The sequence below is a fragment of the Georgenia sp. Marseille-Q6866 genome, assembly GCF_965111665.1.
The window spans coordinates 57,033-80,834 of the sequence record NZ_CBCOOR010000008.1 but is presented as its reverse complement, the minus strand read 5'-3'; the positions used below and the strand labels follow the sequence as shown (position 1 = coordinate 80,834).

Genomic DNA, 23,802 nt, shown 5'->3' with positions numbered 1-23,802 from the left:
TGGCGCACAGCGCGGGGGGGTTCTCACCCACCGCCGGTGCCCGTGGTCGCCGGCACGACGTACGGGAAGGTCTGCACATGAGTCCACTGAGCCGACGGTCGCGCGCGACCGCGCGCCCCGCCGACGCCGTCGAGCCTGCCGCGGAGCCGCAGCCACTGCCGGCCGAGCCCGCCACGCGGGGGCTGTGGGCCGACGGCTTCGGCCGGGTCGGCACGCGCTCGCTGCAGGTGCTGGCCGTCACCGCGGTCCTCGCCGTCCTCGTGTTCGTGCTCACCCAGCTGACGCTCGTCGTCATCCCGGTGCTCATCGCGCTCGTGCTGGCTGCCGCGATCTCCCCGCTCGTCTCCCTCCTGCGGCGCAAGGGCCTGCCGTCCCTCCTCGCGACGTGGATCGCGCTCGCGGCGATCATCGCCGCGCTCGGGGCCGTCGTGTGGCTGGTGTCCCGCGCCGTCGTCAACCAGTGGGACGAGCTGCGGGACCAGGCGCTCGAGGGCTTCGCCGAGCTCCAGCAGTACGTCGAGGCGCTGCCGTTCGACATCACCCAGGAGCAGATCGACTCGGCCGTCGAGTCGGCCACGGGACTCCTGCAGTCCAGCGCCGTCGGGTCGGGGGCGATCGCCGGTGCGTCGCAGACCGTCGACTTCATCGCCGGCTTCTTCATCATGATCGTCGTGCTGTTCTTCTTCCTCAAGGACGGCCCCAAGATCTGGGAGTTCCTCCTGCGTCCCTTCGAGGGGCACCGCTACCGGCGGGGCCAGCGGGTGGGCGACGCGACGATCCGCACCCTCGGCGGGTACGTCCGCGGCACGGCGATCATCGCCGCGGTCGACGCGATCTTCATCGGCATCGGCCTGGCAATCGTCGGGGTGCCGCTGGCCATCCCGCTGTCGGTGCTCGTCTTCCTCGGCGCGTTCATCCCGCTGGTCGGGGCGACCATCGCCGGCATCCTCGCCGCGCTCGTCGCCCTCGTCGCCGTCGGGCCGGTCGAGGCGCTGATCGTCGTCGCGATCGTCGTCGGCGTCAACCAGCTCGAGGGCGACCTCCTCCAGCCGATCGTCATGGGCCGGGCGCTGCGCCTGCACCCCCTCGTCATCCTCGTCGCGCTCACCGCCGGCACGGTCCTCGCCGGCCTCACCGGCGCGGTGCTCGCGGTGCCGGTCACCGCCTCGATCTGGCGGGCGATCCAGGTCTGGGACGGCCCGGACCTCCCGGCGCGCTTCGCCCGGAAGAAGCGCGAGGAAACGGTCTGACGCGCTCGCTGAGGCCCGTGGGGCGCGTGTGACCCGGAGTCGGCGTGAATAAGCCCTCATAGCACCTCTCCGCTTGACGGGAGGCGTATGACACGCGTGTAATTCACCAAGGGCAAGCGACCGGTCGACGATGGGAAGAGCAGTGTGGAACATTCTCGGTGATGGTCCGCTGACGACCGGAGTCACGGCGGGCACCACCCAGCAGGGGCTGTACGCCATCGACGAGCTCCCCGACGAGGGGCTGCTCGGCTGGCAGGAGCGCGCGCTGTGCGCGCAGACCGACCCGGAGGCCTTCTTCCCGGAGAAGGGCGGGTCCACCCGCGAGGCCAAGCGTGTGTGCACCGCGTGCGACGTCCGCGCCGAGTGCCTGGAGTACGCCCTCGCCAACGACGAGCGCTTCGGCATCTGGGGCGGCCTCTCGGAGCGGGAGCGTCGCAAGCTCAAGCGCCGGGCTGTCTGATGCTTGATGTCGGCCACTGACGCCGGCGCCGCCACGACCCTCGCTGTCGTGGTGAGCCCCGGCGTCTCGCCGTACCTGCCGCGGACGCTGCGGGGGCTGGCGGAGCAGACGCGTCCCGTCGGGACCGTCCTCGTCGTCGACACGAGCGCCCCCGGCCGCGAGGTGGGCACGGGCGTCCCCGTCCACGCGGCCATCGACGCCGCCGGTCTGCGTGAGGTCTCCTCCGTGCGGGTGCTACGGGTCCCCGCGCCCCGCACCTTCGGCGCGGCCGTGCGGGCCGCGCTCGCGGAGCACGGCGGGGCGGACGAGCCCGAGCCCTGGCTGTGGCTCCTCCACGACGACTCCGCGCCCGAGCCGCGCGCCCACGCCGAGCTCCTCCGCGCGGGCGAGTCCGGCCCGTCGGTCGCGGTCGCCGGCCCCAAGCAGCGTGACTGGGCCCGGCCGGACCTCCTCCTCGAGGCGGGCGTCCGCGCCACGTCCACCGGCCGGCGCGTCCCCGACATCGAGGACGGCGAGATCGACCAGGGCCAGCACGACGCCCGCGAGGACGTGCTCGCCGTCGGCACGGCCGGCGCGCTCGTCCGGCGCACCGTCTGGGACGAGCTCGGCGGGCCCGACCCCGCGCTGGGCCCCTTCGGTGACGGCCTGGACCTGTCCCAGCGTGCCTGGCTCGCCGGCCACCGTGTCGTCGTCGTGCCCGGCGCCGTCGTCCACCACGCGCAGGCCTCCTACCAGGGCCTGCGGGACCTCTCCTCCCCGCGGCCCGACCCGCAGACCGTGCCCGACCCGCGCCGCTCCTTCGCCGCCCGCCGCCGCTCCCAGCTCTTCCTCTGGCTCACCTCGACGCCGTGGTACTGGGTGCCGCTCGTCGTCGTGGCGATCCTCGCCCTCGCGCCCGTGCGGGCGCTGTGGCGCGTCGCGACCAAGGAGATCTCCCTCGTGGGCGCCGAGATGCGCGCCGCGGCCGAGGTCCTCGCCCGGCCCGCTGCCGTGTGGCGCGCCCGGCGCCGTCACCGGGCCACCCGGCAGGTCTCGCTGCGCCACCTCCGCCCGCTACACGCCTCCTGGCACGACGTCGCCCGCGCCAAGCGCGACGAGCGCCGCTCCCAGGCCGCCGGCCGCGCCCACCGCGTGGCCCCCAGCGAGCTGGAGATCCGCGAGCGCGCCGTCCTCGCCCGGCGGCGGCGCGGCACCCTCGCCCTCGTGTTCCTCGGCCTCACCACCGTCGCGCTCGTCGCCCTGGGCCCGCTCCTCACCGCGGGCGCGCTGCGCGGGGGCGCCCTGGTCCCGCTCGACGCCGCCGCCCGCGAGCTGTGGCGGACAGCCACGTCCGCGTGGGTCCCCGCCGGCCTCGGCCACGCCGGCCCGGCCGACCCGCTCCTCACCGTCCTCGCCGTCGCCGCGCTCCCGCTCGCCGGTGCGAGCGGCAACGTCCTCACGACGGCGCTGCTCGTCCTCGCCGTGCCGCTCGCCGGGCTGGGGGCCTGGTTCGCCGCCGGCGCCGCCACCCGCTCCGTCCTCCTGCGCGCGTGGGCGGCGGTCGTGTGGGCCCTGGCCCCCGCGCTCCTGGTGGGCCTCGGCCAGGGGCGCCTCGGCGCCGTGCTCGCCCACCTCGCCCTGCCGTGGGCGGCGCTCGGCGTCGCGCGGGCCGTGGGTGTGCACCGCCGCGACGTCATCCTTTCCGGCCTCGCCGACGCCAGGCGCACCGCGGACGACGACGAGGACCCCGCAGCCGGGCAGCTCCCCGCCGTCGCGGCGCCCGCGGCGGACGCGCACGCGACCAGCGGCTCGATCTCGGCGGCCGCCGGCGGTGGTCTGGCGCTCGCCGTCGCCTGCGCCGGCGCGCCCGTGCTCCTGCCCGCAGCGGTGGTCGTCCTCGTTCTCCTCGCGCTCGTCGTGCCCCGCCGCCGGCGCCTGCTCGCGCTCGTGGCCGTCCCCCCGCTCCTCCTTCTCGGCCCGCTGCTCACCGCGGCCCTCGGCACGCTCCCCGAGGGCGGCTGGCGCGTGGTCGTCGCCGATCCCGGGGTGCCGCTCGCCTCCGACCCCGGCGCCTCCTGGCTCGCGGCGCTCGGCTGGCCCCTCGCCCTGCCCGGGCTGGCCGGCCCCACGGAGCCGTGGTCCACCGTCCTCGCGCTGGCGGGCGGCGCCGCCGTGGCCCTCGTCGCGGTCCTCGCCCTGCTGCGCGGCTCGGGCCGCGCGCGGGCGGTCCGAGCCGGCTGGGTCGCCGTCGTCGTCGGCCTCGCGACGGCCCTGCTGTCGACGCGCACCCCCGTGGCGGTCGGCCGCGACCTGGCGGGCGAGGCGCAGCTCGTCCACGGCTGGGCCGGCGCCGGCACCTCGCTCGCCCTCCTCGGGCTGCTCGTCGCCACGACGGCGGGCGGTGACGGGCTACGCGAGTGGCTCACCGCCCGCAGCTTCGGCTGGCGCCAGCTCTCCGCGGGCGTCGTCACCGCCGTCATGGTCCTCGGCCCGCTCGCGACCGCGGGCGTGTGGCTCGCCACGGTCGTCGACCAGCGCGGGCAGGAGGGGACCCTGCTCGCCCTCGAGGGCCGGGAGGCGCCGCCGGTCCCGGCACTCGCCCGTGAGCTCCAGACCAGCCCCGAGCGGGCACGCGTGCTCGCGCTCAGTGCGGAGGGGGAGACCGTCCGCGCCGAGGTGTGGCGCCACGCGGGCCCCCAGCTGAGCGAGACCTCCACGGTGGTGGCGGCCCGGGGCCTCACCTCCGGCGGCGCGGCCGCCGCGCCGGATGACGCCACCTCCGAGCTGCACGGGCTCGTCGCCGAGCTCGCCACCGGCACCGCGGACGCGGCCGGCGAGCAGCTCGGCCGCCTCGCCGTCGGCGTCGTCCTCGTCCCGCCCGTGACGGACGCGGAGGCCGCGACGACCCGCCAGGACCTCGTCGCCCGGCTGGACTCCACCGCCGGCCTCGAGCGGGTGACGGAGAACGCCTCCGGCGTCATCTGGCGCACCTCCCAGTCCACCGGCGCCGCCGGTGCGGCGCAGTCCGTGGCCCGCGCCCAGGTCGTGTCCGCGGAGGGGGAGGTGCTCTCCTCCCTGCCCGCGCGGCCGGTCGGTGCGAGCGGCCGGGTCGGCGCGGGGGAGGAGGGCCGCCTCCTCGTCCTCGCCGAGCGGGCCGACCCCGCCTGGCGCGCCACCTACAACGGCCGCCCGCTGCGGGCGACCACCGACGGTTGGCGGCAGGCCTTCGAGCTGCCGGCCCACACCGGCCGCCTCGAGATCACCTACGAGCCGGCGTGGCTCACCCCGTGGCGCGTGGCCCAGGCCGTGGGCCTGGGGCTCACCGTGCTGCTCGCCGTGCCCGTGCGCCGCCGACGGGAGGAGACGACATGAGCGCCCCCACCAGCCGGCGGGTGCTGCGCCGGGTGACCACCGCCGTCTCCGGTGCGGCCCTGCTCGCCGCGGCCGCCGGCGTCGCGCTCGCCGGGCAGACGGTGCCCGTGGACGTCGTCGCGGTCGAGGACGTCGTCGTGCCGGTCGACGCCGCCACCGTCGCCCAGGTCTGCCCCGGGCCGCCGCGCCTCGCCACCGCCGTCGCCGGGGAGGACCTCGGCTACGACGAGTTCGACCCGGAGGGCTCGGGCACGAGCACCGTGCTCGACGTCGTCACCCTCGCCCGCAGCGAGGACCAGCCGCCTGGAGCCCTGCGGCTGCGGCCCGCGCTCGACGACCCGGCCGGTGACGAGGTGCCCCTCGCCGGCACCGCCCGTCTCGCGCAGCGCACCGACGCCGGTGAGACGACCGTTCTCGAGGCGGAGCCCGTGGAGGACGTCGTCGCGCTCGTCGCGGGGACCAGCGTGGCCGTCACCGAGTCCGGCGACCTCCGGGGCCTGGCGGCCACGTCGTGCCAGAGCCCGTCCACCTCGGCGTGGCTCGTCGGCGGCTCCACCCAGCCCGGCGACTCCGCCCAGCTCGTGCTGTCGAACGTCGGGCAGACCCCGGCGAGCGTCACGCTCAGCGGCTGGGGGAGCACCGGGGCCCTCGACCTCTCCACCGCCGGGACCGTCCTCGTCCCGGCCGGCGGTCAGCGCATCGTCCTGCTCGAGGCCCTGGCCGCCGACCCGAGGGTCGCCGTCCACGTCGCCGCGACCGGCGGCGAGGTGACCGCCCTCGTCCAGGACAGCCGGCTGCGAGGCCTGGTCCCCGCGGGGACCGACCTCGTCGCCCCCTCGCTGGCACCCGCCGAGAGCGTCGTCGTCCCCGGCATCTTCCTCGGCCAGAGCTCGGGGGAGGAGGACGACGCCCCCGCCGTCCGCGTCGTCAACCCGGGCGAGGAGACCGCGACCGTCACCCTCGAGCTGCTCGGCACCGACGGGCCCGAGGCCGTGCCGGGTGCCGAGGAGCTCGTCCTGGACCCGGGCGCCGTCGTCGACGTCTCCCTCACCGGAATGCCCGGGGGGCCCTGGTCGGCGGTCGTCAGCGCCGACAAGCCCGTCACCGCCGCCGCCGTGACGACCACCGTCGGCAGGGCGAGCGAGGAGGACCCGGGCACCGCGCCGGTCGACCGCGCCTGGGCGCCTGCGACGCCTGCCCTGGCCTCCGGCGTCGCAGCCGTGCCCGGTGACGAGATCTCTTCCGTGTACCTCGTCCTTGCCAACCCGTCCGGTGATGCAATCGACGTCGAGCTCGTCCCGGTGCTGCGTGACGGCACCCGGGGAGAACCGGTGACCCGCACGCTCGGCGAGCGCACGACCCTGCGTGAGGACGTGAGGGCGCTCGGTGAGGTGGCCGCGCTCGAGGTCCGCGCGACGGACGGCGTCGTCCACGGCGGTCTTATGCTCACGGCGTCCGCACCCGACGGCAGCCTCATGTCCTTCGTGCCGCTCACCGAGGACGCCCGCACGGCCAGCGCCGTCCCGCTCGCACCCGCCCCCCGCCCGCTCGGCTGAGAGGGCGACTCAGAGGTCGTCGGGGTCGCGGCCCAGCAGGTGGGCCACCTGCTCGCGGACGACCTCCTCGACGAGCGCGTGCAGCTCGGTGGTGTCCTCGCAGCGCGACTGGATCGGGCGGCGGTAGAGGACGACGCGGTCGGTGAGACCGGCGGCCGGGTCGGCCGGGAAGTACCGGCCCAGGGCGACGGCGTCCTGCTCCCACGGGCTGGGGTCGGACGGCGGGACCTCCTCGACGCCGAACTCGACCGCCGACAGCTGGCGCGACCAGCGCTTCTCCAGCCGCTCGACGGCACCGAGCACGGCGTCGTCGAACTCCTCGCTGCGGGTGCGCCACCCGGGCAGGGTCGGCGGCAGCAGGGGACCGCGCAGCCCGCGCCCACGGCGGTCCCGCCGGCGCGCGGAGCGCCGGGACGGGATCACGAGGTCCTCGGGCATCCCTCGATGCTATGCCCTGGGCCCGGCTCCGGCGTGGCCGTGCCGGCGGTGTCCGCGCGACGTTGTACCGTCAGGGCGTGAGACTCTCCCGCCACTGCACACGCGCTGCCTGTAGCCGTCCGGCCGTGGCGACCCTCACCTACGTGTACGCCGACTCCACGGCCGTCCTCGGTCCGCTCGCCACCCAGTCCGAGCCGCACTCCTACGACCTGTGCGAGGAGCACGCGCACCGGCTCACCGCCCCGCGCGGCTGGGAGGTCGTCCGCCTCGCCACCGAGTTCGTGCCGGCCCCGCCCAGCGCCGACGACATCGAGGCGCTGGCCGACGCCGTGCGCGAGGCCTCCCGCGCCCGCCCGGGCCCCTCGGTGCCCGCCGCCCGGCCCGGCAGCGTCCCCCGGCACCGGTCACCCACCGCCTGCCCGAGCCCGAGCTCGGACGCCGCGGCCACCTGCGGGTGCTGCCCGGCGAGGCCGACTGACCCGGCGACTACCCTGGAGACCTGCGCACCCGGCGCAGGGAGACGGAGCAAGTGATGAGTGCGAGCGAGCAGCCGGCGACGATCGAGCCCTGGGTGCGGGACATCCTGCGCTGCCCCGTGACCGGCGCCGAGCTCGTCGAGGGCACCGCGCCCGACGGCACGCCCGAGCTGCGCTCCACCGACCCGCAGCGCCGGCTGGCCTACCCGGTCCGTGACGGTGTGCCCGTGCTGCTGGCCGAGGAGGCCCGCGAGCTCTGATCCGGCGCCGCGCGGCTCAGCGGAGGAGGTGCGCCAGTGCCTCCTCCAGGTGAGGGGCCAGCGTGCGGACGTAGGTCGCCGTGAGGTGGTGGGAGTCGCTGTGGGTGAGCACCCCGCCGACCACCGGCACGCAGTCCTCACGCGGGCAGACGAACTCGTTGAGGTCGACGACGTCGACCTCGGGCACGAGCGCCGCCCCCGCTCGGAGCATCGGCGTCCCTGAGCGCTCGACCGCGTTGTCCCGGTCGAGCGCGCAGGCGTCGAGGTCGTCCTGGTGCTGGGCGACGCACTCGGGGGCGTTGACGACGAGGCGGGGCGTGTCGAGGATGGTGACGACGTCGATGCCGGACTCCTCCAGCGCACGCCAGTTGGAGGCGCTCCCCTCCGCGAGTCCCTGCACGGATGCCTCCCGGCTCATGGGTGCGGGGTCTCCGGGCAGCTGGTAGGTCCCGTTCGCACTGACGACGACGACGTCGGGCTGCTGGCCGACGAGGCGCTCGCGGACCCCCGCCTGCCAGGTGTGGCAGCTGTCGTACGGCTCGTCCGCGCTGCTGTCCCACGTGAGCACGTCGGCGAAGATGCAGCTGGACTTCGTGTAGGTCTCCAGGCGCCAGCCGTTCTCCTCGGCGAGCACCTCGAGCGCGGGCTGCCAGTGCGCGGCGTGGGAGTCACCGACGAGCGCGACCACCGTGTCGGAGTCCGGGTCGCCGTAGGTGCAGCTGATGACCTTGGCGCTGCGCTGGTTCTGGTGGCAGCCGTCGGCATACATGTCGGCGACGTCCTCGGGCGCGTCGGCGAGCGCGGGCGTGATCGAGGTGAGGCGGTCCAGCGGCTCGCCGGCGTCCGCGGCGGCCGGGTCGTCCCCCAGGACGGCGGCGCCCGGCGCGGGGCCCTGCGGGACGCTCGCCCGGTCCGTCGCCACGGCCAGCGCCCCGGCCCCGGCGAGGCCGACGGCCACGCACGCGAGGCCGAGCACCCCCGCCCGCCACGGCACGGCGAAGCGGGGGGAGCGGTGGAAGGGGCGCTCGACCAGCCGGTAGGTGAGCCACGCCGGGACCAGCGAGGCCGTGACGACGAGCAGGCCGGTCGTCAGGGGGAGCGTGCCGTCGGTGCCCCAGACCGCCGTCGCGACGACGATGAGGGGCCAGTGCCACAGGTACAGGGAGTAGGACCAGGCGCCCACGTGCTGCATGGGAGCGGCCGTCAGGGGGCGCAGCTCACCGCGGCCGTCGCCGCTGCCGGCGAGCAGGACCGCGGCAGCACCGAGGGTGGGGACGAGGGCGGAGGCGCCGGGGAAGGTCGTGGCGGCGTCGAAGGTGAGGGCGGCGTAGCCGATCGCCGCGAGCCCCGCCCAGCCGAGGACCGTCCGGACCGCGGGCGTGAGCCGGTCGGCGTGGACGACGACGACGGCGAGGAGGGCGCCGACCGCCATCTCCCACAGCCGGGTGGTGGTGACGAAGTAGGCGGCGCCGGGGTTCGCCGTCGTGAGGTGCACCGACCAGAGGAAGGAGGGGACGGCGATGACGAGGAGGCCCAGGAGGAGGCGGCGGGAGGCGTTGCCACCGCGCCAGCGCCAGAAGAGCGCGACGATGAGCAGCGGCCACACGATGTAGAACTGCTCCTCGACGGCGAGGGACCAGAAGTGCTGGAGCGGGCTCGCGGCCGACTCGGCGGCGAGGTAGTCGACCGAGCGGTCGGCCAGGCGCCAGTTGACGAGGTAGACCGAGCTCGCGGCGATGTCCCCCGCGATGTCGCGCCAGCGCGTCACCGGGAGGAACAGGAGCGTGAGAGCGGCGACCGTGACGAAGACGACAGCGGTCGCGGGCAGCAGCCGCTTGGCCCGGCGGGCGTAGAAGCGCCGCAGGCTCAGGCGTCCGGTGCGCTCGAGCTCGCGGACGATGAGGCCGGTGATGAGGAAGCCCGAGATGACGAAGAAGACGTCGACACCGACGAAGCCGCCGGGGAGGAAGGGCACCCCCGCGTGGTAGAGCAGGACGAGCCCCACGGCCACGGCCCGCAGGCCCTGGATGTCACCGCGGAAGCGGGTGGTGGGGGTGGACGCGGGGGCCGCGACGGGTGTCGTGGCTGCGGTCATGCGGGAACCTCTCGTGCTGCTCGAGTCGCCGGGCGGGTGGTCACCGTCGTCCACGGCCTCACACTCTACGTCGGGTGCGTGGCACGCGCCCCGTCAGAAGACGTCAGCTCTCGGCGCGAGGGGACACCCCTCGCGCCGAGAGCTGAGCTGCTGTTGCTGCGGGCTGGTCAGCCGGTGATGGAGTCGACGAACTCCTGGTTCTCCTCGACCCACTGGTCCACAGCGGCGTCGTTGTCCTCGCCGTTCATCTCGTTGAACATGATGTTCTCGAGCGAGTGGAGCTGCTCGTCGTCCAGCTGGAAGCCGGCGATCCACTCCGCGACGTCGGGGTAGGTCTCGGCGAAGTCGGCGTTGCCGTAGGCGTAGATGTCGTCCGGCTCGCCGAGGGCGCCCTCGGGGTCCTCGAGGTCCTTGATCGGGAAGGCGTCGTAGGCCCAGTGCGGGCGCCACAGGGTGACGGCGATGTTCTCACCGGCGTCGATGGCCGCGCTCAGCTCGGTGAGCATCGCGGGGGTGGAGGAGACGAGGTAGTCCATGCCGTCCAGGCCGTAGGTCGGGATGACCTGCTCCTGGGTGATCTTCGTGAGGCCCGCACCGGACTCGATGCCGACGAGGCGGTTGCCGAAGAGCTCGGCGTTGTCGGCGAGCTCGGCGAGCGAGTCGATGGGCGCGTCCTCGTTCACCGCGATGGTGAGGGGGGCCTCCTCGAACCAGGTGCCGAGCTCGGCGAGGTCGTCGCCGTACTCCTCGATGTAGTGCCCGTGGGTGGCGGGCAGCCAGGTGTCGAAGTTGACGTGGTAGTCGCCCTGGGCGAGTCCGGTGAAGACCACGCCGGCGTCCGCCGTCTCCATCTCCACCTCGTAGCCCTCCTCCTCGAGGATGTGCTGCCACAGGTGGGAGACGGCGATGCCCTCCTCCCAGCCGGAGTGGATGCCGATGGTGATGGGGCCGGCGTCCGCACCGGTGGTGCTGTCCTCGGAGCCGCCGTCGGAGTCGCTGCCGCAGGCGGCGAGCGTGAGGGCCAGGGTGGTGGCGGAGGCGATGACGGCCCCGCTGCGTCGGGTGATTTTCATGTGGTGTCCCTTTCGTGTGACGTTCACGTGTGTCGTGGAGGGTGGGTTTCGTGAGTGGCGGTGGGGTCAGTCCTCGGCGGCGCGGACCTTGAGGGCCCGGGAGACCGGGGCGCGGTCGCCGAGGGCGGCGGTGACGCGGTCGAGGTACATCGCGAGGATGACGACGGAGAGCCCGGCCTCGGCACCGAGGCCGATGTTGACGCTCTGCAGCGACTGGACCACCGGCTGACCGAGGCCGGGGGCCCCGACCATGCCGGCGATGACGACCATCGACAGCGAGAGCATGATGAGCTGGTTGATGCCGGCCATGATCGTCGGCAGCGCGAGCGGGAGCTGGACCTGGCGCAGGATGCGGCCGGGCGTCGCGCCGAAGGCGTGCCCGGCCTCGACGACCTCGCGGTCGACCTGCCGGATGCCGAGCTCGGTGAAGCGGACGCCCGGGGCCATCGCGAAGATGATCGTCGCGACGATGCCCGGGACCACGCCCACCCGGAAGAGGATGACGGCCGGCAGGAGATAGACGAAGGCCGGCATCGTCTGCATGAAGTCGAGCACCGGGCGCAGGACGGTGGACACGCCGCTGCTGCGGGCGGCCCAGATGCCGAGCGGGATCGCGATGACGGTGGCGATGAGCGAGGCGACGACGACGAGGGCGATGGTCGCCATCGCGTTGTCCCACTGGTCCATGGCGAAGATGAGCCCCAGGCCCACCACCGTGGCCAGCGCCAGCTTCCAGCTCTTGGCGAGGAAGGCCACGGCCGCGAGGACGAGGACGACCACCCAGAACGGCGGGGTGGTGAAGACGACCTCGGCGAGCTCGAAGAGCCAGCGCAGGACGTCGGCGATGGCGCCGAAGAGGCCCGAGAGGTTGCTCGTCAGCCAGTCGACGGCGGCGTCGGCCCAGTCGCCGACGGGGATGCGGAAGTCGTTCATCGGGCCTCACCCTCTGCCGGGGTCTGGACGGGGACGGCGGAGGTCGCCTCGTTCCCGCCGGGGGCGGTGACGTCCGGTGCGGGTGCCGGCGCGGGCACCTGCTCGGCGGAGACGTCAGGGCTCTCGTCGTCCGCGGTCGGCGGGACCATCGCCTCGAGCATCGAGACGCGGGGGACGACGCCGACGAGGCGCCCGTCCTCGTCGGTCACCGCGAGCGGCAGCCGGGCCTCGGCCGCGGGGGCGAACATGTCGGACAGCGGGGTGTCGGGGGACACGGCGGAGGTGTCCGGGCGCACGGCCGACTCCAGGGTCCGGTCCCCGCGGCGCTGGGCGGCGAGGAGGTCCTGGTCGTGGACGGTGCCGTGGAGGACGCGCCGCCGGTCGACGACGTAGGCCGCCGAGCCCTGGGTGGCCTCCAGCTCGCGCAGGGCCACACCGGGCCCGCCACCGAGCTGGACGACGGAGATCGGCCGCCGCATGAGCGCACCGGCGGTGATGACACGGGAGCGGTCGACGTCGGCGATGAACTTGGCGACGTAGTCGTCCGCGGGCTGGGCGAGGATCTGCTCGGCGGTGTCGATCTGCACGATGCGGCCGTCGCGCATGACGGCGATCCGGTCACCGAGGAACATCGCCTCGTTGAGGTCGTGGGTGATGAAGACGATCGTCTTGCCGAGCTTGGACTGCAGCTCGACGAGCTGCTCCTGCATCTCCCGGCGGATGAGCGGGTCGAGGGCCGAGAAGGCCTCGTCCATGAGCAGGATGTCGGTGTCCGCCGCGAGGGCGCGGGCCAGGCCCACGCGCTGACGCATGCCGCCGGACAGCTGTGCGGGCAGCGAGTCCTCCCAGCCGGCCAGGCCGGTCATCGCGACGGCCTCCTGTGCCTTGGCGAGCCGCTCGGCCTTGGCCATCCCGCGGATCTCCTGCGGGTAGGCGACGTTGTCGAGCACCGTGCGGTGGGGGAGCAGGGCGAAGTGCTGGAAGACCATGGAGATCTTCGTGCGCCGGATCTGGCGCAGCTCCGCGGGGGAGACGTCGGTGATGCTCTGGTCGCCGATGACGACGCGGCCGGCCGTGGGGGTGAGAAGGCCGTTGAGCATCCGGATGAGGGTCGACTTGCCGGAGCCCGACAGGCCCATGACGACGAAGGTCTCGCCGGGCTGCACCTCGAAGGAGGCGTCGATGACGGCGGCCGTGCCCATGGGCTTGACCTCGTCACGGCTCGCACCTGCACGAAGCCGCCTGACGGCTTCCTGGGACCGGCGTCCGAAGACCTTGTACACGTTCTCTGCGCGTAGCGCGCTCACGCTCACCTCACTGCGGCTCGGGTTGGTCACGGTGCACGCAGCACCGCGGCCGCTCACGATCGCCGCACCTGACGGCGGGCATCGCAAACTGGGGACGGTTTGGGGAACGGCCAACCACCATGCCACCGAAACGGGCGCCGGGCCACCGCCTGAGGCCCGCCTGAGGCCGTCGATCGCTCCGCCGGGTCGCCGATAACCGCGCACTGACCTGCGGCTTTACCAGTCGCATAAACGTTACTGAACTGTGACAGACGTAACGGCCCAGGACTGTAACACCGCCTCTTTCCGGCGTCTACGTGAGACGCGCCGTCTCAGTTCCCGGGACGTCGGCGTCGCCGCAGCACGAGCGCGCCGGTGACGACCACCACGACGAGCGCGACGGCACCCGCGACGGGGAGCCAGGGCGTGGCGCCGTCGTCGTCCTCCTCCGGGGCGGCAGCCGGGCTCGACGCGTCGAAGCTGTGCTCCCAGCGCGTCGTCGCGTCGTCGGCGAGGTGGTAGGCCGACGGCGGGTCCGGCTCGACGGTGACGACGACACTGCCGCTCGCGTGGTGGGTGCCGGGGCCGGCCGGCTCGCCGTCGATGAGGTAGACGACGCCGGGGGACGGGGGGATCCCGACGACGTCGTCCTCGGTGCCCGGCAGGTCGGTGAAGGTGACGTCCATCGGGGTGACCTCCTCGGTGCGGCGCAGCCCGAAGCCGATCTCGGCGAGGACGGTGCCGTCCTCCGCGGTCACCGCGACGGGGAGCCGCCCCGTGGGCAGCTCGCGCCCCGCGAGGACCGCGGCGACACCCCGGTAGTTGACGGTGGCCGCACCGTAGCTCGCGACCACCCCACCGACCTGCTCGGGGACCGCGGCGAGGTCGTAGGGAGTGCCCGCGAGGACGGCGACGACGGGTGCCGGCCCGGCGGCGAGCTCCTCGAGCAGCGCCCGCTGGGCCGGGTTGGCGCGCACGTCGTCGACGACGGCGACGACGGCCGTGACGTCCGCGGCGGCCGCCACCGCGGCGGACCGGTAGCCCGGGCTGGGAGTGTCCCCGCTCTCGAGCAGCTCGGTGACGGTGAAGCCCTCGTCCTCCACGAGGGGGCTGAGCCGCTCCGGCCACGCCGAGCCCGCACCGACGACGAGGAGGTGGTCGGCCGTCGGGTCGAGGGGCATGGACAGGTCACCCTCGTCCCGCAGCACCGTGAGGGCCCGCTCGGAGATCTCCGTGGCGGTCGCGCGGTGCTCCTCGCTGCCGACGACCTCGAGGCCGGGGCCCGGTGCGCCGATCCCGCGCTCGGCCTTCCACTCGAGGATGCGGGTGACCGACTCCTCGAGGCGCTCGCGGGTGAGGTCGCCGGACTCGAGGGCCTCCTTGACACCGGCGACGGTGGCGTCGACGTCGGGGGAGTCGAGGAGGATGTCGGAGCCGGCCTGGATGGCGAGGACGGCGATGTCGCCGTCGTCGAGCGGGTTGCCGGGCAGCTGCTTGAGCGCGGCCATGTCGAGGGCGTCGGTGGTGACCAGGCCGGTGTAGCCGAGCCCGTCGCGGAGCAGGTCGGTGAGGACGGCGGGGGAGAGGGTGCCGGGCAGCTCGGGGTCGAGGGCCTCGACGACGATGTGCGCGGACATGATGATGTCCACCCCGGCGTCGACGGCCGCCTCGAAGGGAAGCAGGTGCTGCTCGAGCGTGTCGCGGTCGTAGGTGACGACCGGTAGGCCGGTGTGGGAGTCGACGTCGGTGTCCCCGTGCCCGGGGAAGTGCTTGGCGCCGGCGGCGACGTGCTGGGACTGCAGGCCCTCCACCTGCGCCGCGGTGAGCTCGGCGACGCGCTCGGGGTCCGCGCCGGGGGACCGCAGGCCGATGACCGGGTTCTCCGGGTTGGTGTTGAGGTCGGCGACCGGCGCCCAGTCGACGTTGATCCCCATGGCGGCAAGCTCGGAGCCGAGGAGCTCACCCTGGGCGCGGGCGAGCCCGGGGTCGAAGGTCGCACCGAGCGCCATGCCGCCGGGCAGGGCGGTGGCGGGCTCGCCGATCCGCGAGACCTCCCCGCCCTCCTGGTCCACCGTGATCGCCAGCGGCACGCCGGAGCTGTCCGCGGCGGCCTCCTGGAGCCCGGCGGAGAGCTCGGCGACCTGCTCGGGGGACTCGGTGTTCCCGGCCCAGGCGAAGTAGAGGACACCGCCCAGGGCGTACTTCTCCACGACCTGCGCGGGGGTGTCGACGCCGTAGCGGGCGCGGTTCTCGGCGGCCATCGAGGCGTCGTCGGCGGTGGAGCCGTAGACGTGCGCCCAGACCATCTGCCCGATGAGCTCGTCCTCGCTCATCGCCGCGGCCTGCGCGGCGGTTCCCGTGGTGGCGGGCGCGGCCGCCTGGGCGGCGGGGGCGAGGAGCGCGAGTGCCGCGAGCGCGGCGCCGAGGGCGGTGCGGGGGAGCGTCATGAGCCTGCCTGGGTGAGGGGTCGACCAGCACCCCCACGCTACGCCGCCAGCGGCGCCATCCCCGCCGGCCGCCAGCGGCGCCATCCCCGCCGAGAGCCGGATTCCTCGGCGCCCACGAACGAGGCCCCGCACGGTGCGTGCGGGGCTCGTCCGTGTCGTCCCGCGGACCGGAGAGATCCGGCTCCCGGCGCTCGGGGGGGTGGGTTACCCGGCGGGGGGCGGCACGCCGATGCTGTCGCGGCCGTCGCCGTCCCAGTCACCGACGAACACCTCGTCGCCCTCGCGGCCGTAGCGCATGACCTGCTCGGCCTCGCCACCACGCAGCGTGTTGGACACGTGGTAGTCGCGGCCGCGGCGCACGGCGAAGGTGTCGCGGCTGTCGCCGTCCCAGTCACCGGCCAGGGTGACGTCGGACTCGCGCCCGTAGGCGAGGACGACGTCGGCGTCGCCACCGGCGATCGCGTTCTTCACGTGGTAGACCTTCCCGCGGCGCACGGCGAAGGTGTCGCGGCCGTCGCCGTCCCAGTCGCCGACGACGACGGCGTCGCCCTCGCGGCCGTAGGTGACGACGCGGTCGGCGTCCCCGCCGCGCAGGGAGTTCTTCACGTGGTAGGTCGACCCGCGGCGCACGGCCAGGGTGTCGGTGCCGTCCCCGTTCCAGTCGCCCACGAGGACGACGTCGTCGGCCTTGCCGTAGGTGAGGACGCGCTCCGCCGGCCCGCCGGTGGGGGCGTTGTTGACGAAGTACTGGTTGCCGCGACGCACGGTGATCGAGTCGCGCCCGTCCCCGTCCCAGTCCCCGACGAGCACCTCGTCGGTGTGCCGGCCGTACTGGAAGGCGTAGTCGGCGTCGCCGCCCCTCCAGCCGTTGGTGAGGAAGAAGCCGTACCGCTGGGCGGGCTCCTGCGGCTCCTCGTCCTCGTAGCCGAGACCGAAGCCGATCGGGTGGAGCACGCCCTCGCCGTCGGCGGTCGGGACGTTGACCGGCAGCTTGCCGGTCGGCTCGACGGTGCCGAGGACGACGTCGGCGACGGTCTGGAGCGACGGGCGCTGGTAGCCGTAGGTGACGAGCTGCGCCGGCGCGGGGTTCTCCCACGCGACGTCGTAGGGGTTGCGGACCGGGACGTGGACCACGGGGATCTCGGTCGCCTGGAGCGCGGCGAGCAGGTCGCGCTGCGTCTGCGTCTGGGCGGCGTTGGCCGGGGTGTGGGTCATGAGGACGATGGCGTCGTGGCCCTCGGCGGCCTCGGCCGCAGCGGCGATCTGCTCGGCGGTCGGGAAGTTCGCCGTGTAGAGGTGGTCGGTCTCCACGCCGCGGTCGGTGAAGGCCTGGGCGAGGTTCGGCACGCCGCTCTGGCCCCAGCCGGTGACGAAGACGGACTCGCCGTCGTCGAGCGGGAGGAGGTCGCCCTCGTTGCGCAGCAGCGTGACCGACCGGTTGGCGATCTCCTGGGCGGTGGCGGTGTGCTCGGCGCTGCCGACGACGTCCATCACCTCGTCGACGGGGACGCTCGGGTCCTCGTCCCACACCCCGCGCTCGACCTTCCACTCGAGGATGCGGGTGACCGACTCCTCCAGGCGCTCGCGGGTGATGTCCCCGGACTCGACGGCCGCGCCCACGGCCTCGAAGGTCGCCGGGACGTCGGGCGACATGAGAAGGATGTCGGAGCCGGCCTGGATGGCGAGGACGGCGATGTCGCCGTCGTCGAGCGGGTTGTCCGGCAGCTGCTTGAGCGCGGCCATGTCGAGGGCGTCGGTGGTGATGAGGCCGTCGAAGCCGAGGTCCTCACGGAGCAGGCCGGTGAGGACCTCCGGGGAGAGGGTGCCGGGCATCTCGGGGTCGAGCTCCTCGACGATGACGTGCGCCGTCATGATCATGTCGACGCCGGCGTCGATGGCCGCCTCGAAGGGCACGAGGTGCTGGTCGAGGGTGGCGCGGTCGTAGGTGACGATCGGCAGGCCGGTGTGCGAGTCGGTCTCGGTGTCGCCGTGGCCGGGGAAGTGCTTGGCGGCGGCACCGACGCCCTCGGACTGCATGCCCTCGATCTGGGCGACGCCGAGCGTGGCGACGTTCTGCGGGTCCTCGCCCATCGAGCGCACGCCGATGACGGGGTTGGCGGGGTTGGTGTTGACGTCGACGACGGGCGCGAAGTCCGCGTTGACGCCGACGGCGGCCAGCTCGGAGCCGAGGATCTCGCCCTGGGCGCGGGCGAGCGCGGCGTCGAAGGTGGCTCCGAGCGCCATGTTGCCGGGGAGCACCGTCATCGGTGCGCCCATGCGGGCGACGATGCCGCCCTCCTGGTCGATCGTCGTGGCGAGCGGGATGCCGGAGGCGTCGTCGCCGACGGAGACGGCCTGCAGGCCGTTGGACAGCTCGGCGGCGAGCTCCGGGTCGTTGACGATGCCGGGGTTGGACCAGGCGAAGTAGAGGACGCCGCCGAGGTCGAACTTCTCGACGACCTCCCGCGGGGTGTCGACGCCGTAGCGTGCCTGGTTCTGCTCGGCCATCGAGGCGTCGTCGGCGGAGTTGCCGTAGACGTAGGTCCACGTCATCTGGCCGATGAGCTCGTCGACCGTCATGGCGTTGACGATGTGGTCGATCGGGTTCGCCGAGTCCGGTGCGGACGTGGCGACCGCGGGGACGGTGGACGCGAGCAGCATCCCCGCCCCGAGGGCCGTGGCGACGCCTGCGCGGGCGCCGGCGGTTCTTGTGGACAACGTTCCTCCAGGGGGTGTGAGTCGTCATCGATCACGCGCGAGACCTCGCGCGGCAACTCTTTTCGCGCATCCGTGCGCTGAGGAAAGACCTGCCGCCATCACCCTACGCCAGCACCGTGGTCCCGGTCACGTCCTGGTCTAGACCAAGGCCGAAGGTCCCGGGTCGGGCACGTCCGGGGATAGCACGGTGGACTCCGTGGATAAAGCACTGGGACCGCTGCCGGCACGTGGCCGCGCCCGCGAGGACCTGTCCCCGGCTCGGCGGACGACGCTCGACGCGCTCCTCGAGCTCGGCGGGCGGCGCACCGTGGCCGAGCTCGCCGGGGAGCTGGGGCAGCACCCCAACACCGTCCGCGAGCACCTCGACGCCCTGGTGCGCGCGGGTCTCACGGAGCGCACGCTGCGGCACTCGGCCGGGCGCGGGCGCCCCGCCGCGCTGTACCGGGCGACGCTTGCCGCCACCCCCGCCGGCCCGGAGTACGCCGTGCTCGCCGAGGTCCTCATCCGCGCCCTCGCCCGCGCCGTCCCGGACAGGGGCGCGCGCGCCGCCCAGGCGCTGGAGGCCGGGCGTGACTGGGGCCGCGCCATCCGCGAGCGCGAGCTCATCGACCGCCCCCGCCTCGCCCTCACCCGCCTCCCGGCGGAGAGTGCACCTCCCGTCACCCCGGAGGACCCGGCCGCGCTCCGTGACTCGGTCAGCCGCCTGGGCGAGCTGCTCGACCGCGCCGGCTTCGACTGCCGCACCACCGCGGAGCCCGGCGGCGGCTACACCCAGCGACTGCGCCGCTGCCCCGTCCTCGACCTGGCCCGCGAGCACCCGGACGTCGTGTGCACGAGCCACCTCGGCATGGCCCGCGAGCTCCTCGCCCACGACGGCGTCGCGCCCGAGCGCGTCACCCTCGAGGCCTTCGCGGAGCCCGGCGCGTGCCTCCTGCGCATCGCCCCGCCGGCGGCAGACGATGACTGACGGCCGCAGCGTCCTCACCCGCACCTCCTTCCGGCTGCCCTTCCTCCTCCTCGGCGGGCTCGCCCTGCTCGCCGGCCTGGACGCCGCCCTCGCCCTCCTCGGCCTGCCGCACGTCCTCGTCGGCGCCCGCCTCGCCGACGTCCACGGCCCGCTCATGGTGCTCGGCTTCGTCGGCACGGTCATCGGCCTCGAGCGCTCCGTGGCCCTGGGCCGCGGCTGGGGGTACCTCGCCCCGGCCCTCAATGGCCTCGGCGTCGTCGCCACCGTCTCGGTCCTGCCCGACGAGGTCGGCGCCGGCCTCGTCCTGGCCGGCCAGCTCGGCGGCCTCCTCGTCTACCGCTCCCTCTACGCGCGCCAGCCGGCCGCCGCCGTCGCCGTCCAGGTCCTCGGCCAGCTCATGGCCGTGGCGGCGGCAGCCCTGTGGCTCGGCGGCGTCCCCGTGCCCGGGATCATGCCGTGGCTCGTCGGCTACCTCGTCCTCACGATCTTCGGCGAGCGCCTCGAGCTGGCCCGCCTCGGCGCGCTGAGCCCCCGGGACGCGACCGTCGCCCAGGGCGTGGCCGTCACCGTCCTCGTCGCCGCCGTCGTCTCCCTCCTCGCGCCCGAGGCCGGCTTCACGCTCCTCGGCCTGGCGCTCGTCGCCGCCGCACTGTGGCTCGCCGTCAAGGACGTCGCCCGTCGCACCGTGCGGTCCACCGGGCTGCCCCGCTTCATCGCCGTCTGCCTGCTCGCCGGCTACGTGTGGCTCGCCGTGGCCGGCGCGGTCTGGGCGCTCGGCGGTCAGGTCGAGGGCCGTGCCTACGACGCCGCCGCCCACGCCCTGTTCCTCGGCTTCGTCATCTCGATGGTCATGGCCCACGCGCCCGTCATCATGCCGGCGGTCCTGCGCCGGCCGCTGCCCTACCGGCGGGCCTTCGTCGTGCCCGCGGCGCTGCTCCACACCTCCCTCGCCTTCCGCCTCGCCGTCGGCGACGCCCGCGACCTCGACTGGGCCGTCCAGGCCGGCGGCGTCGGCAACATCGTCGCCGTCCTGCTCTTCGTCGCCGTCGCCGCCTGGTCCGTCCTCGCCGCGCGGAGGACGACGACGGCGCCTCCCGCCCCGTCGTCGTCCACCGTCCGCACGGAGGAATCCGGCTCTCGGCGCGAGGGTGGCGGACCCGGTGAGGCACCGCCGACGCGCCACCACGACACTGTCAGTACGAGCCACGGAGTCCCCTCATGAACATCGGCCGACCGACCTCCAGCCGCCCGCCGATGGCCCGCCGGCCGTGGCACGTCAAGGTCAACGCACTCGTCGTCGCCTGGTTCGTCGCCGCCTTCGTCGTGGCCGTCGCCCACCGGTGGGTCCCCGAGGCGAACTACCTCATGGTCCACCTCACCCTGCTCGGTGCGGTGACGACGGCGATCCTCATCTGGTCCGCCCACTTCGCCGACACCCTCCTCGGCCGGCCCGCGCCCGGCGGGCAGGGGCTGACCTTCGTCCGGCTCGGCGTGCACACGGTCTCGGCGATCCTCGTCATCGTCGGCATCGCGACGAACCGGTGGCCGCTCGTCGTCGTCGGCGGCGTGGGGATCACGCTCGTCGCGATCACCCACGTCGTCGTCATCCTCGTCCAGCGCCGCGGCGCGCTCATGGCCCGCTTCGGTGCGCTGTCCCTCTTCTACGTGTGCGCCGGGCTGTGCCTCGCCGTCGGCGTGTGGCTCGGCGTCATGCTCGCGCGGACCACGCCCTCGGCCGAGGTCGAGGGCCGCCTCTACACCGCGCACACGACGACGATGCTCCTCGGCTGGGTCGGGCTCACCGTGCTCGGCACGCTCGTCGTCCTGTGGCCCACGATGTTGCGCACGAAGATGGCCCCCGGCGCCCCGCTGGCCGCCCGCCGCGCGATGGTCGTCCTCGTCGCGGGCCTCGCGGTCATCTGGCTGGCCGCCGCGACGGACCTGCGGCTGCTCGTCGTCCTCGCCGTCGCCGTCTACCTCACCGGCATCGTCCTCGTCGTCCGGCCGATGGTCACCATCGCCCGTGACAAGCCCCCGCGCAGCTACGCCACCCTGAGCGCGACGATGGCCGTGTGCTGGCTGGTCGGCTGCCTCGTCACCCTCGCCGTGCTCGCCGCGACGGCACCGGACTGGGCCACCCTCCGCGAGAGCCTCGGCATCCTCGCCGCCCCCTACGCCGCCGGCTTCGCGGCGCAGGTGCTCCTCGGGGCGCTGAGCTACCTCGCCCCGGTCATGCTCGGCGGCGGACCGCGCGTGGTCCGCCGCGTCAACGAGGAGATGGACCGCGCCGCCGGCGCCCGGATCGTCGTCGTCAACCTCAGCCTGCTCCTCTTCGTCCTCCCGCTGCCCAGCCTCGTGCGGGTGACGACCTCCCTCCTCGGGCTGGCCGGGCTGGCCTCCTTCCTCGTCCTCCTCGGGCGGGCGCTGTGGGCGCGCCGCCAGGCGGAGCGGGAGAGCTCCGGGGCCGTGATCGCCGCCTCGATCCGGACCGGGCCGCCGCCGGTCCCGCGCCGCCTCGGCGCGCTGTACGGCGCCGGAGCGGTGGCGCTCGCGGTCGTCCTCGGCGTGGCGGGGGACCCGGCCGCCGCCGGCCTCACCGGCAGCCCCGCCGACGACGCCGTGACGGCCACCGGCCGCACGACCACCGTGCGCGTGGAGGCCCAGGACATGCGCTTCGTCCCCGACGTCGTCGAGGTCCCTGCCGGCGACCGCCTCGTCATCGAGCTCGTCAACACCGACGACGACGTCCACGACCTCGTCCTCGACAACGGCGCCCGCTCCGGGCGGATGTCGGCGGGGGAGACCGTCGAGGTGGACCTCGGCGTCGTCGGGCGCGACGTCGAGGGCTGGTGCTCGGTCGCCGGGCACCGGCAGATGGGGATGACGCTCGACGTCGTCGCCGTCGGGGCCGCTCCGGTCGCGGCGGCAGGGGATGCGGGGGGCAGCGCGCACGGCGACCACGCGCCGTCGTCGTCCACCGACCCTGCCCGGGACCACCTCGACCTGCGCGCCGAGCCCGGCGAGGGCTTCACCGCCCACCCCGCGGAGCTGCCCCCGGCGCCCGAGGGCGAGCTCCACGAGGTCACCCTCACGGTCGGTGAGGTGACCGGGGAGGTGGCGCCCGGCGTCGAGCAGGAGCTGTGGACCTTCAACGGCACGGCCCCCGGGCCGACGCTGCGCGGCACGGTCGGTGACGTCTTCGAGATCACGCTCGTCAACGACGGCACGATCGGCCACTCCATCGACTTCCACGCCGGGGCGCTGGCCCCCGACGAGCCGATGCGCACGATCGCGCCCGGGGAGTCGCTCGTCTACCGGTTCACCGCCGAGCGGGCGGGCATCTGGATGTACCACTGCTCCACCGCGCCGATGTCGATGCACATCGCCCAGGGCATGTTCGGCGCCGTCGTCATCGACCCGCCCGGCCTCGAGCCGGTGGACCGCGAGTACGTCCTCGTCCAGTCCGAGGTCTACCTCGGGGACGCCGGCGGGACGGCCGACGCCGAGGCCATCGCGGCCGAGCGGCCGGACCTCGTCGTCTTCAACGGCTACGCGAACCAGTACGACCACGAGCCGCTCACCGCGCGCGTCGGCGAGCGGGTGCGGGTGTGGGTCCTCGCGGCCGGGCCCAACCGGGGCTCCGCCTTCCACGTCGTCGGCGGGCAGTTCGACACGGTGTGGAGCGAGGGCGCCTACCGGCTCGGCGGGCCGGCCGAGGTCGGCGGCCCCAGCGGGGGAGCGCAGGTGCTGCCGCTCGTGCCCGCCCAGGGCGGCTTCGTCGAGCTCGAGATGCCCGAGGCCGGGAGCTACCCCTTCGTCTCCCACGCGATGGTCGACGCCGAGCGCGGCGCGCACGGCTTCATCCGGGTCACCGAGTAGGCCGCCCGGCGCGGCGGCCTCGCTCCACGTCTCCGCGTCGCGGACGGCCCGTCCCCAGGACGCACCTGCGACCCGGCCGTCCGTCACCGCCCCTCCCTAGCGTCGGCAGCACCGACGACGACGGGAGGTCGCGATGTGCCTGATCTGTGACGGATGGACGCCGGAGGAGGTGATGGCACGCAACCTCGAGCTCATCGAGCGGCACGGCTGGATGGTCCAGTACGTCGAGCCGAGCCGCAGCAGCCTCGCCTTCGCCTACACCGTCGGCCTCACGCGGTTCCACGACCACCCCGAGCTGCTCATCAGCGGGGCCACGCAGGAGGACTCGTGCTGGTTCCTCGACGGGCTCGGCCGGCACGTGCGGGAGGGGCACCGGTTCGCCGCGGGTGACGTCGTCGCCTCGATGTCCCCGCATCGCTACCGGCTGATCCGGGTCAACGACCCGAGCCACCTCGTGACGGCGCAGCGGATCTACGGGCAGGGCGGCCGGACGGTGCCGGGCCTGCAGCTCGTGTGGTCCAACCACGAGGGGCAGTGGCCGTGGGACCCCGCATGGCCGGAGGGGCGCCGCGTGCAGAAGCTCTTCGGCCACACCCGGTGGCCGGGGCGGTGA

At 74.5% G+C, this 23,802-nt stretch carries 17 protein-coding genes; 10 read left to right on the top strand and 7 right to left on the bottom strand.

Features of this window, described 5'->3' with window-relative positions; translation table 11 throughout:
* Positions 1–77 precede the first annotated feature (77 nt).
* The 4 genes from ACWPXV_RS08790 to ACWPXV_RS08775 all read left to right on the top strand — a co-directional run bounded on the left by ACWPXV_RS08790 (position 78) and on the right by ACWPXV_RS08775 (position 6,617).
* Complete coding sequence (locus ACWPXV_RS08790; protein ID WP_454084884.1) at positions 78–1,250, top strand: AI-2E family transporter; 1,173 nt, start codon at positions 78–80, stop codon at positions 1,248–1,250.
* 142 nt (positions 1,251–1,392) lie between these two features.
* Positions 1,393–1,710: a WhiB family transcriptional regulator gene (locus ACWPXV_RS08785; protein WP_251840228.1), complete on the top strand. Its 318-nt coding sequence runs from the start codon at positions 1,393–1,395 to the stop codon at positions 1,708–1,710.
* Positions 1,711–1,716: 6 nt separating this feature from the next.
* Positions 1,717–5,061 carry a glycosyltransferase gene (locus ACWPXV_RS08780; protein WP_454084883.1) on the top strand — a complete coding sequence of 1,115 codons (3,345 nt, stop codon included), beginning with the start codon at positions 1,717–1,719 and terminating at the stop codon, positions 5,059–5,061.
* Complete coding sequence (locus ACWPXV_RS08775) at positions 5,058–6,617, top strand: DUF5719 family protein (protein WP_454084882.1); 1,560 nt, start codon at positions 5,058–5,060, stop codon at positions 6,615–6,617. The genes ACWPXV_RS08780 and ACWPXV_RS08775 overlap by 4 nt, the downstream gene beginning before the upstream one ends.
* Before the next feature lie 9 nt (positions 6,618–6,626).
* Here the strand turns inward: ACWPXV_RS08775 and ACWPXV_RS08770 are convergent, their stop codons facing one another.
* Positions 6,627–7,055: a metallopeptidase family protein gene (locus ACWPXV_RS08770; RefSeq protein WP_454084881.1), complete on the bottom strand. Its 429-nt coding sequence runs from the start codon at positions 7,053–7,055 to the stop codon at positions 6,627–6,629.
* A 125-nt stretch (positions 7,056–7,180) separates the two neighbouring features.
* On the opposite strand from ACWPXV_RS08770, the gene ACWPXV_RS08765 reads away from it, so the two are divergent.
* Both ACWPXV_RS08765 and ACWPXV_RS08760 read left to right on the top strand, forming a co-directional pair.
* Entirely contained in the window at positions 7,181–7,588 is a 408-nt protein-coding gene (locus ACWPXV_RS08765) for a DUF3499 domain-containing protein (protein ID WP_454084880.1), read from the top strand.
* The gene (locus ACWPXV_RS08760; RefSeq protein ID WP_454084879.1) at positions 7,588–7,791 is read left to right on the top strand and encodes a Trm112 family protein; all 204 of its coding nucleotides are present in this window, start codon (positions 7,588–7,590) and stop codon (positions 7,789–7,791) included. The genes ACWPXV_RS08765 and ACWPXV_RS08760 overlap by 1 nt, the downstream gene beginning before the upstream one ends.
* A 16-nt stretch (positions 7,792–7,807) precedes the next feature.
* On the opposite strand, the gene ACWPXV_RS08755 is transcribed toward ACWPXV_RS08760, so the two are convergent.
* The 6 genes from ACWPXV_RS08755 to ACWPXV_RS08730 all read right to left on the bottom strand — a co-directional run bounded on the left by ACWPXV_RS08755 (position 7,808) and on the right by ACWPXV_RS08730 (position 18,343).
* Positions 7,808–9,886, bottom strand: a complete 2,079-nt coding sequence (locus tag ACWPXV_RS08755) for an acyltransferase family protein (RefSeq protein ID WP_454084878.1) — start codon at positions 9,884–9,886, stop codon at positions 7,808–7,810.
* A 167-nt stretch (positions 9,887–10,053) separates the two neighbouring features.
* Positions 10,054–10,959: a glycine betaine ABC transporter substrate-binding protein gene (locus ACWPXV_RS08750; protein ID WP_454084877.1), complete on the bottom strand. Its 906-nt coding sequence runs from the start codon at positions 10,957–10,959 to the stop codon at positions 10,054–10,056.
* Positions 10,960–11,025: 66 nt separating this feature from the next.
* Positions 11,026–11,892, bottom strand: coding sequence for an ABC transporter permease (locus ACWPXV_RS08745; protein WP_454084876.1), 867 nt, complete (start codon positions 11,890–11,892; stop codon positions 11,026–11,028).
* Positions 11,889–13,199, bottom strand: coding sequence for a quaternary amine ABC transporter ATP-binding protein (locus ACWPXV_RS08740; protein ID WP_454084875.1), 1,311 nt, complete (start codon positions 13,197–13,199; stop codon positions 11,889–11,891). Before ACWPXV_RS08740 ends, ACWPXV_RS08745 begins: the two co-directional genes overlap by 4 nt.
* A 311-nt stretch (positions 13,200–13,510) precedes the next feature.
* Entirely contained in the window at positions 13,511–15,625 is a 2,115-nt protein-coding gene (locus ACWPXV_RS08735; RefSeq protein ID WP_454084874.1) for a glycoside hydrolase family 3 protein, read from the bottom strand.
* Positions 15,626–15,829: 204 nt separating this feature from the next.
* Positions 15,830–18,343, bottom strand: a complete 2,514-nt coding sequence (locus ACWPXV_RS08730) for a glycoside hydrolase family 3 protein (RefSeq protein WP_454084873.1) — start codon at positions 18,341–18,343, stop codon at positions 15,830–15,832.
* Positions 18,344–18,539: 196 nt separating this feature from the next.
* On the opposite strand from ACWPXV_RS08730, the gene ACWPXV_RS08725 reads away from it, so the two are divergent.
* The 4 genes from ACWPXV_RS08725 to ACWPXV_RS08710 all read left to right on the top strand — a co-directional run bounded on the left by ACWPXV_RS08725 (position 18,540) and on the right by ACWPXV_RS08710 (position 23,802).
* The gene (locus tag ACWPXV_RS08725; RefSeq protein WP_454084872.1) at positions 18,540–19,310 is read left to right on the top strand and encodes a helix-turn-helix transcriptional regulator; all 771 of its coding nucleotides are present in this window, start codon (positions 18,540–18,542) and stop codon (positions 19,308–19,310) included.
* On the top strand, positions 19,303–20,532 hold the full coding sequence (locus tag ACWPXV_RS08720; RefSeq protein WP_454084871.1) for a hypothetical protein: 1,230 nt from the start codon (positions 19,303–19,305) through the stop codon (positions 20,530–20,532). Before ACWPXV_RS08725 ends, ACWPXV_RS08720 begins: the two co-directional genes overlap by 8 nt.
* A 32-nt stretch (positions 20,533–20,564) precedes the next feature.
* Positions 20,565–23,189 (top strand): multicopper oxidase domain-containing protein, encoded by a 2,625-nt coding sequence (locus ACWPXV_RS08715; protein WP_454084934.1) that lies wholly within the window; start codon positions 20,565–20,567, stop codon positions 23,187–23,189.
* A 172-nt stretch (positions 23,190–23,361) separates the two neighbouring features.
* Positions 23,362–23,802: a DUF4262 domain-containing protein gene (locus ACWPXV_RS08710; RefSeq protein WP_454084870.1), complete on the top strand. Its 441-nt coding sequence runs from the start codon at positions 23,362–23,364 to the stop codon at positions 23,800–23,802.